Source organism: Sneathiella sp. (assembly GCF_029233945.1).
GTDB lineage: Bacteria > Pseudomonadota > Alphaproteobacteria > Sneathiellales > Sneathiellaceae > Sneathiella.
In genome coordinates this window covers 1-9,906 of record NZ_JARGOQ010000079.1, presented here as the reverse complement: position 1 = coordinate 9,906, position 9,906 = coordinate 1, and the positions used below count along the sequence as shown (strand labels likewise).

The following is a 9,906-nucleotide window of genomic DNA, read 5'->3' as shown; positions in this document are numbered from 1 at the left end:
AACATCAGAAGGGCGATATCGAGATGACGAAGTGGGTATATTCTTTTGGCGATGGTACGGCGGATGGCACGGCGGAAATGCGCAATCTGCTGGGCGGCAAAGGCGCGAACCTGGCGGAGATGAGCAATCTCGGTCTGCCGGTGCCATCGGGCTTTACCATCACCACGGAAGTCTGCACGGAATTTCTTGAAAATAACGAGACATATCCCGATACGCTCGCCACGCAGGTCGATGCGGCAATCGCCGAGATCGAGGCCTCCGTTGGCGGTGGCTTCGGCAATGCGGAGAAGCCGCTGCTGGTGTCGGTGCGTTCCGGCGCGCGGGCCTCGATGCCCGGCATGATGGACACCGTTCTTAACCTTGGCCTCAATGACGAGACGGTCAAGGGACTGGAGGCACAGAGCGGCGACAAGCGTTTCGCCTATGACAGCTACCGCCGCTTTATCCAGATGTATTCCGATGTCGTCCTTGGCGTCGATCATTATCATTTCGAAGAACTGCTTGAGATATTGAAAGAGGAAAACGGCTATCATCTCGATACCGACCTCTCGGCGGACGACTGGGAACGCCTTGTCGGGCAGTATAAGGAAAAGGTCGAGGAAGAACTCGGCCGGCCCTTCCCGCAAACCGTACAGGATCAGCTCTGGGGCGCCATTGGCGCGGTGTTCAGCTCCTGGACGAATCAGCGCGCGATCACTTACCGCCGCCTTCATGATATCCCGGCAAGCTGGGGCACCGCCGTCAATGTCCAGGCCATGGTGTTTGGCAATATGGGCGATGACAGTGCAACCGGTGTTGCCTTCACCCGCGATCCCTCCACGGGCGAGAAGATTTTCTACGGCGAATTCCTCGTGAATGCGCAAGGGGAAGACGTGGTGGCCGGTATTCGCACGCCGCAGAACCTGACCAGGCAGTCCCGTCTCGATGCGGGCGCTGAGGCCCCTTCGATGGAGGAAGTCTTTCCTGAAGTCTTCGCCGAACTTGTCGATGTGTATAAAAAGCTCGAAGCGCATTATCACGACATGCAGGATATCGAATTTACGGTCCAGCAGGGCAAGCTCTGGATGCTGCAGACCCGCTCGGGCAAGCGCACAGCGAAGGCGGCGCTAAAAATCGCCATCGACATGGTGAACGAAGGGCTGATCGACAAGAACGAGGCGATCAAACGGATTGACCCGGCCTCCCTTGATCAATTGCTGCACCCGACGCTTGATCCCGCTGCGGAACGCAATGTCATTGCGCGTGGGCTTCCGGCGAGCCCCGGTGCCGCGTCGGGGCAGATCGTCTTTAACAGTGACGAGGCGGAAACCCTCGCGGGCGAGGGGAAAGCCGTTATCCTGGTCCGGATCGAAACGAGTCCCGAAGATATCCACGGCATGCATGCGGCGAAAGGTATCCTCACCAGCCGCGGCGGCATGACCAGTCATGCGGCGGTTGTCGCGCGCGGCATGGGCCGGGCCTGTGTGTCCGGCGCGGGGTCGCTCAATATCGATTATCAGAATGAAACGCTTAGCGTGCTTGGGGAAACTTATAACAAGGGTGATATCGTCACCATCGACGGCGGCAGCGGCGAGGTGATGCTGGGCGCGGTCGATATGATCATGCCGGAACTGTCCGGCGAATTTGGCGAGTTGATGTCCTGGGCCGATGAAATCCGCCGCATGAAGGTGCGTGCCAATGCGGAAACGCCATTGGATGCGGAAACCGCGCGGAAATTCGGCGCGGAAGGTGTGGGCCTCTGCCGGACCGAGCATATGTTCTTCGATGCGGAACGGATTGTTTCCGTCCGCCAGATGATTTTGGCCGAAACCAGCGAGGAACGGCGCGCGGCGTTGGACAAATTGCTCCCTTATCAGCGCGGAGACTTTATTGAGCTTTTCCGGATTATGGCGGGGCTCCCGGTCACCATCCGGCTTCTCGATCCGCCGCTGCATGAGTTCTTGCCCAAAACGGATGAGGAAATCGACGATCTGGCCAAGGCGCTTGGTGCGGAACCAGCGAAACTGCGCCACCGCGCCCTGCAACTGCATGAGTTTAATCCGATGCTCGGTCATCGGGGGTGCCGTCTCGGCATCTCCTTCCCGGAAATATACGAGATGCAGGCCCGCGCGATCCTTGAGGCCGCCGCCGAGGTCAGCAAGGAACTCGGCTCCACTGTGATCCCGGAAATCATGATCCCGCTCGTTGCGACGGAGCGGGAACTCGAAATCCTTAAAATAAAGATCAAGGCCGTTGCCGACGCCATCCATGACGAGACCGGCAAGGAGATCGAGTATCTCATCGGCACGATGATTGAACTCCCGCGCGCCGCGCTTCGGGCCGGGGATATCGCGAAGGAGGCGGAGTTTTTCTCCTTCGGCACCAACGATCTGACGCAAACAACCTATGGCATCAGCCGCGACGATAGTGGATCCTTCCTGGAGGATTATGTGGGACAGGGCATCTATGAAACCGATCCCTTCGTCTCCCTCGATCAGGAAGGCGTGGGCGAGCTGGTTCAGATTGCGGTCGATCGCGGGCGCGAGACGCGCGCCGATATCAAGCTTGGTATCTGCGGGGAGCATGGCGGCGACCCCTCCAGCATTGATTTCTGCGAACGGGTCGGCCTCGATTACGTCTCCTGTTCTCCCTACCGCGTGCCGATTGCCCGGTTGGCGGCAGCGCAGGCCGCGCTCGGTCTGCAGCGGGTCTCAGAAGCCTGATAAAAAGCCCGGAGCGATCCGGGCTTTTTTTATTATTCGATAACGATTTTGGGTCCTGATGAGGTCGCGAGCCCCTCCTCGATTTTCCCCTGCACCTTCGCCGCCAGATCGCGGTAGGTCTTGGCATGGGCGCTGTCCGGTTCCGTTGCGGTGATCGGCGTTCCGGCATCAGAGGTTTTTCGGATATCCATATGCAGCGGCACTTCGCCAAGGAAATCGACGCCGAGCTCGTTCGCTGTTTCATGGGCACCGCCATGCCCGAAAATGTCAGAACGCTCCCCGCAGGACGGGCAGAGGAAATAGCTCATATTCTCGATGATCCCGAACACCGGTACGTCAACTTTGCGGAACATATTCAGTCCCTTACGGGCATCAATTAAGGCGATATCCTGCGGAGTGGAAACGATTACCGCGCCGGCGAGCGGCACGCGCTGGGCCAATGTGAGTTGCGCATCCCCGGTGCCGGGGGGCATATCGACGACGAGGACATCGAGCTCGCCCCAGTCCACATCGAACACCATCTGCTGCAAGGCGCTCATGATCATGGGGCCGCGCCAGATCATCGGCGTGTCTTCCTCGACGAGGAAGCCCATGGACATGACCTTCAGGCCCCATTTCTCCATCGGGATGAGCTTTTTGCCATCTTTTGAATCCGGCTTGCCTTTCAGTCCCAGCATGCGTGGCAGCGACGGGCCGTAAACGTCCGCATCCAGCATTCCGACCTTGAGGCCGAGCGCCGCAAGCCCGAGCGCAAGATTGACGGCGCAGGTGGATTTGCCGACCCCACCCTTGCCGGAGGCGACGGCAACAATGGCGGCAACGCCCGGGACTTCCGGCTTTTGCGCCGGTTGCTGCTGTTGAGGTTGGGGGCGGGACGGCGCCGGTTGTGCGGCCTGTTCCGCTGTTAGTACCACGCTTACCGATTTGACGCCGGGCAGATTGAAGACCGCCTCCTCGCATTTCTTGCGCAGGAGTTCCATCTCACCTGCGTCTTTGGGGTTGATTTCAAGCGCAAAACCGACATTGCCCTCCTTGATCACCAGACCGGCAATCAGGCCGAGCGCGACCACGCTTTTGCCTGATTTTTCGTCGATGACCTGATCGAGGCATTTGAGAATGGTTTGCTCATTTATCGCTGACATGCTTGAAAACTCCGCTTCGGACACAAAATGGTAGGCATAGAATAAAAAACCTCTGCTGGAAGGCGGCTGAGAGAAATAAAGCGTTTCTCGCCCCGTGTTCCGTTGCAGAATGTTGCAGGGTGTCATATAACGCGACTACGTAAAGTTAGCAAACGCGCAAAATCAGCGCAGGAATGAAGGAGAGGCGATCATATGCCTTGGAACAATCAGGGTGGTAATGACGGAGGCTGGCAAGGCGGCGGTGGCAATCGCGGACCTTGGGGGTCAGGACCGAGTGGTCAACAACCCCCCAATCTCGAAGATATTATCAAGAAGGGCCAGGACCGGCTAAAAGATATCATCCCCGGCGGCGGTGGCGGCAAGATCGGCATCCTCATTCTGTTGCTGGTTATTCTCTGTGCTTGGCTGATCAGCGGTTTTTATAAGGTCGAGACGACCCAGCAGGGTGTCGTGCTGCGCTTCGGTAAATGGTCGGAAACGACCCAGCCAGGCCTGAACTATCACCTGCCTTATCCGATTGAAACCGTGTTGACGCCTGAAGTCACCAAGGTCAACAGTGTCGAAATCGGTTTCCGTCCGACGCGCGGCGGCGGCTCCACCCCGGTAGAGGCGGAAAGCCTGATGCTGACCGGGGATGAGAATATCGTCGATATCGGTTTCACGGTGTTGTGGCGGATCAGTGATGCGGGCAAGTATCTCTTTAATATTGATCAGCCGGACCTGACGATTAAGGCCGCGGCAGAAAGCGCCATGCGCGAGGTCATCGGTCGCACGGACCTGACCTCGGCCATTACCGAAGGTCGTTTGCTGGTCGAAACGGAAGTGTTGGAACGTCTTCAGCAAGTCCTCAATGACTATGGCGCAGGCGTTACCATTCTGCAGGTCCAGTTGAAGAATGCAGAACCGCCACCCCAGGTGATTGCGGCGTTCCGGGATGTTCAGGCGGCGGAAGCCGACAAGGAACGCGCCCAGAACGAGGCCTTATCCTACTCCAATGACGTTATTCCCCGGGCCCGTGGCCAGGCGGAAAAGATCCGTCAGGAGGCCGAGGGTTATAAGCAAAGGGTTATTGCCGAGGCCGAAGGTGAGGCGGCCCGTTTTATTTCCATCTATAACGAATATGCCAAGGCACCCTATGTGACGCGTCAGCGTATCTATCTTGAGACGTTGCAGGAAGTGTTCACGGGTAAGCAGAAAATGATCATTGATATTGGTAAGGACGGAGCGCAAGGCATCGTTCCCTACCTGCCACTCAATGAACTGCAGAAAGGGGCGACCAACAAATGAATAAAACATTCCTGACAGTTTTCGCCATTATTCTGGTGGCCGCCGGTGTCGTTGCATCCAGCTCGCTTTTCACCGTTTACCAGACAGAGCAGGCCATCGTCATGCAGTTTGGTAAGCCGCAGAAGGTCATCCAGGAACCTGGCCTGAACTTCAAGCTGCCCTTCGTGCAGGATGTTGTCTATGTGGACAAGCGTGTACTGTCCATCAGCACACAGCGCGAAGAAGTCGTGACACGGGATCAGAAGCGCCTGATGGTGGATAGTTTTGCACGGTTCCGTATCGCCAACCCGCTGCAGTATTACCAGTCCTATGGCAATATCCAAATCGCCTATACGCGACTGGAAACAATCCTGAACTCACAGCTCCGGCAGAATCTCGGTCGCCAGTCCCTGAACAATATTGTTTCGGGGGAGCGGTCCAACCTGATGAATCAGATTCGGGAACAGGTGAACACGGAAGCCAAGGCCTCCGGCATTGACGTGATTGATGTGCGGATCGTCCGGGCTGACCTGCCGAAGGAAAACAGTGAGAAGGTTTTTGATCGTATGCGGTCGCAGCGTGAGCAGGAAGCCAAGGAAATCCGGGCAACGGGTGCGGAAATCGCTCAGCGGATCACGGCCAATGCGGACAAGGAACGCACGGTCCTGATCGCCAATGCGCGAAAGGATTCTGAAATCCTCCGTGGTGAAGGCGACGGCGAAAAGAACCGTATCTTCGCCGAAGCGTTCGGTAAGGACGAGAACTTTTTCTCCTTCTACCGGTCTATGCAGGCCTATCGGGAATCCATGTCGGATACTGATACCTCCATGGTGCTGTCCCCGACATCGGAGTTTTTCCGCTTCTTTGACCAGCAGGATGTCGAACCGGCACCTTCCAAGTAAACATGGATTGAAGCGGCCCGTATATTACTTACGGGCCGTTTTCGTAAGAGGCGATAGTTGTGGTAACCGATTTCCTGCTGGCGGCGGCGCTGGTTTTGTTTTTTGAGGGCGCGCTTTATGCCTTGTTTCCCGACGGCATGAAGCGGATGATGGTTTCGGCACTCGGTATGCCAAGTCATATTTTACGCATAGTCGGCCTGGCGGCGGCAGTGATCGGTGTAATTTTTGTCTGGCTTATCCGGGGATAACGCGAAGTTGTACCTTGAAACCAAAGGAATTTTGCATTTAACCAACAAAAATTAAAAAACGGGTTTCATTTGCACATTTCTGCCTTAATTGATTTCTAGGTACATACAGCGCAATGCATCGGAAACTGAAGCCGGTGGATGAAACAAGAGGGGAATATATTGTCAGTTGATCCTCTGCTCGCGATCTTTGGACCCCGGCAGAGAATCGAATTATAGAAGGAAGATAGACTTGTATAACCGATACTCAGCACTCCCGAAATCAGCGGAGATTGTTGCCCGGCCGGTCGCGGATCCGGCGCCGGGTGCATATAAAATTAGCGCGATCGCTATATCAACCCTGACGGTTTTCACCCTGATGATGGTGTTTGCGGTGGGGGCGAAGGCGCGGGGTGCCCCGGACAGCTTTGCCGACCTTGTGGAAAAGCTGTCGCCGGCGGTTGTCAATATTTCGACAACCCAGACCGTCAAGGGCCCGAGCGGCGGGCTCCCGAAGCTTCCCGAAGGCCATCCGTTCGAGGATTTCTTCAAGGAATTCGGCAATAAGGACAAGAACGGGGAGCAGCGCGAACGCAAGGCCACCTCGCTCGGTTCCGGTTTCGTGATTGATGCCACGGATGGTTATGTCATCACCAACAACCATGTGATTGACGGTGCGGACGAGATCAAAGTCATCTTTCAGGACGGTGAGAAAGTACCGGCGACCCTCGTGGGGACAGACCCGAAAACTGATATCGCGGTTCTGAAAATCGACCCGAACGATCATCCGCTCATTGATGTTGGTTGGGGCGACAGCGACAAATCCCGCGTTGGTGATTGGGTGCTGGCCATTGGTAACCCTTACGGTCTTGGCGGTACGGTGACGGCGGGTATCGTCTCGGCGCGCGGACGTGATATCCGCTCCGGTCCGTATGACGACTATATCCAGACCGACGCCTCCATCAACAAGGGGAATTCCGGTGGTCCGCTGTTCAACATGGACGGCGAAGTCATCGGTATCAACACGGCGATCTTCTCGCAGTCCGGCGGTAGCATTGGCATCGGCTTTGCCGTTCCTTCCGAGCTTGCGGTACCGGTAGTTGAGCAGCTGATCGAGTTTGGCAAGACCAGCCGCGGCTGGCTCGGTGTGGTGATCCAGCCCGTGACCGAGGAAATTGCCGAAGGGCTTGACCTGATGGATACGGACGGCGTCCTCGTTGCCGGCGTGCCGGAAGATGGACCGGCGTTCAAGGCCGGGGTCAAGGCGGGCGATGTCATCCTGAAATTCAATGGCGAGGCGGTCAGCGAACCCCGTGAACTGTCCCGTCTGGTGGCGGAATCCAAGGTTGGCTCCAAAGTCACGGTGGAACTGTGGCGCGGTGGCAAGACCGAGACACTGAACGTGACGCTTGGCGAGCTTGAAAAAGCGGAGACCGCCATGGCGAGTGCGTCACCAACTCCGGGCAGCAGCGACAAGATCGACCTGCTGGGCATGGAACTGGCCACGATTGATGACGCCGCGCGCGAGCAGTTCAACATCAGCCCGGATTTAAACGGTGTCGTGGTCACGGATGTTGATCCGAACTCCGAAGCCGCCGAGAAGGGCATTCGTGCCGGGGATGTGGTTGCCGAAGCGCAGCTTGAGCCGGTCTCGAACCCGGAGCAGATGAAGGAGCGGATTGCGGAAATTCAGGCGACGGACAAGAAATCTGTCCTGCTGCTGCTGAAGCGTGGCGATAACTCCCGCTTCATCGCCCTGAAGCTGAACAAGGAAAGCTGATTTTTAGCTGATCCCGAAAGATGGTGCCCCTCGGATGAGGTGGCGCCATTTTTTATGTCTCGCCGAATTCGCTTTGCCGGTAGCCCTGATAATAGAGAAGGGTGGTGAGATCGCCAAAGCGGATGGTCGCATCCGCCGCCGCCGCCGCTTTCGCCTTAGCGTGAAAGGCCACGCCGAGGCCTGCCGCCTCGATCATCGGGATATCATTCGCCCCGTCACCGATTGCCGCCGTTTCCTCCCGCCGGAGGGAATATTCATGGCGCAGGGATTCCAGTGTGTTGAGCTTTGCGGCGGAATTCAGGATCGGCTCCGCTGCCACACCGGTGAGCGCGCCGTCCTCGAACAGAAGCTCGTTGCTCATATCCATATGAAAGCCAACCGTCTCGCGCACCCGGCTGGTAAAAAAGGTGAAGCCGCCGGAGACCAAGGCGGTATAGGTGCCAGTGCTGCGCATGGTTTGCACCAGAGTGCGAGCGCCGGGGGTGAGGGTGACCCGTTCGTCAAAGACCTGCTGCAGGATTTCTTCGCGCAGGCCCTTCAGCATGGCGACGCGGGCGCGAAAGGCCTCGTTGAAATCGAGCTCCCCATTCATTGCCCGCTCGGTAATCGCCGAGACTTCCGCGCGGAAGCCCGCGAAATCCGCAAGTTCGTCAATGCATTCGACCGTGATGATGGTGCTGTCCATATCGGCGAGGAAAAGCTTTTTGCGTCGGAACTCGGCGGGCTGCAGGCAAAAATCGATGGTTTCGAGCAGTCCCGCCTTGGCGAAGCCGTCTTGCGCCGCGTCTCTTGCCAGCCCGTCAAAGGCGATATCGACGGCGCGATCCTCGCTGAGCCAGTCCGGCTGGGCGCAATCGGCCCCGGCCTCGATCAGGGTTTCGCGCGCGGCGTCGGCGATATTGCGAATTGAACTCTGCGCTGTATGATCAGCAACAAGGGTAAGAACCGATTTCTGTGTCATCATAAAGGGCTACAATTCCTTGACGGATAATAATGCATCGCCGATCACGCGCCAGGCGGGGGTAGTCCTGTTGGCCGGGCCTACCGCCAGCGGCAAATCCGCGTTGGCCATTGCCATAGCAGAGGAATTTAACGGTGTCATCATCAATGCGGACAGTATGCAGGTTTATAGTGGCCTGCGCGTTCTGACCGCCCGCCCGAGCGTGGAGGAAGAGGCGAGTGCCCCTCATCGGCTGTATGGGGTGCTGGACCCGGCGGACTACTGCAACGCCGCGCGCTGGCGGGATATGGCGCTGAAAGAGATCGAGGAGGCGCGAAGCAATGGCAAGCTTCCCATCGTTGTTGGCGGGACGGGGCTTTATTTCGATATCCTGACCAAGGGCATCGCCGAGGTGCCAGGCATTTCTGACGAGGTGAGGGATCGTCTCCGTGATCTTCATAAGCGGGAGGGCAATGCCGTTATCCATAGAATGCTGGCCGAGAAGGACCCGGAGATGGCAGCGCGGCTGAATGAGGGCGACAGCCAACGCATCCTCCGGGCGCTGGAGGTAGTGGAGGAGACCGGCATCCCCCTCGGCGAGTGGCAAAAGCGAGCGCCGTCGGGCGACATATTGCAAGGGCCGCGGCTTTGGCTTGCGCTCACGCCGGATCGGGAATGGCTCTACGATCGCTGCAACCGCCGTCTTGACTGGATGGTGGAGGAGGGTGGTGCGCTGGACGAGGTGAAAACGCTGATGGAGCGTAAACTCGATCCTGCTTTACCTGCAATGAAGGCGCTCGGTGTGCCGGAGCTGATGGCGGTGCTGGATGGAACATTGGAGCGGGATGCCGCATTACAGCGGATAAAGACCCTCACCCGGCGCTATGCGAAACGGCAAATGACATGGGTTCGGAATAAGATGTGCGAAGCAAATCGCTCTTCTGCGCAAG

Annotated in this window: 8 protein-coding genes; 6 read left to right on the top strand and 2 right to left on the bottom strand. The window is 57.6% G+C overall.

From position 1 onward, the window contains the following. Positions 1-23 precede the first annotated feature (23 nt). Positions 24-2,702, top strand: a complete 2,679-nt coding sequence (gene ppdK / locus P1U71_RS16905) for a pyruvate, phosphate dikinase (RefSeq protein ID WP_367281213.1) — start codon at positions 24-26, stop codon at positions 2,700-2,702. Between the two features lie 32 nt (positions 2,703-2,734). Here the strand turns inward: ppdK and apbC are convergent, their stop codons facing one another. After that, positions 2,735-3,844 carry an iron-sulfur cluster carrier protein ApbC gene (apbC, locus tag P1U71_RS16900; protein WP_301106846.1) on the bottom strand — a complete coding sequence of 370 codons (1,110 nt, stop codon included), beginning with the start codon at positions 3,842-3,844 and terminating at the stop codon, positions 2,735-2,737. A 192-nt stretch (positions 3,845-4,036) separates the two neighbouring features. Here apbC and hflK point away from each other — a divergent pair, with 192 nt between their 5' ends. From hflK to P1U71_RS16880, 4 genes are all read left to right on the top strand, one after another. Further along, complete coding sequence (gene hflK / locus P1U71_RS16895; protein ID WP_301106845.1) at positions 4,037-5,131, top strand: FtsH protease activity modulator HflK; 1,095 nt, start codon at positions 4,037-4,039, stop codon at positions 5,129-5,131. Next, positions 5,128-6,012, top strand: a complete 885-nt coding sequence (gene hflC, locus P1U71_RS16890; RefSeq protein ID WP_301106844.1) for a protease modulator HflC — start codon at positions 5,128-5,130, stop codon at positions 6,010-6,012. The genes hflK and hflC overlap by 4 nt, the downstream gene beginning before the upstream one ends. Before the next feature lie 59 nt (positions 6,013-6,071). Next, positions 6,072-6,260, top strand: a complete 189-nt coding sequence (locus P1U71_RS16885; RefSeq protein WP_301106843.1) for a DUF2065 domain-containing protein — start codon at positions 6,072-6,074, stop codon at positions 6,258-6,260. Between the two features lie 229 nt (positions 6,261-6,489). Next, positions 6,490-8,016: a DegQ family serine endoprotease gene (locus tag P1U71_RS16880; RefSeq protein ID WP_301106842.1), complete on the top strand. Its 1,527-nt coding sequence runs from the start codon at positions 6,490-6,492 to the stop codon at positions 8,014-8,016. A gap of 52 nt (positions 8,017-8,068) precedes the next feature. Here P1U71_RS16880 and serB read toward each other — a convergent pair whose 3' ends face one another. Then, complete coding sequence (gene serB / locus P1U71_RS16875) at positions 8,069-8,980, bottom strand: phosphoserine phosphatase SerB (RefSeq protein WP_301106841.1); 912 nt, start codon at positions 8,978-8,980, stop codon at positions 8,069-8,071. Between the two features lie 16 nt (positions 8,981-8,996). Here serB and miaA point away from each other — a divergent pair. Then, positions 8,997-9,906: tRNA (adenosine(37)-N6)-dimethylallyltransferase MiaA (gene miaA / locus P1U71_RS16870; RefSeq protein ID WP_301106840.1), on the top strand; the 910-nt coding region annotated here is incomplete at its 3' end.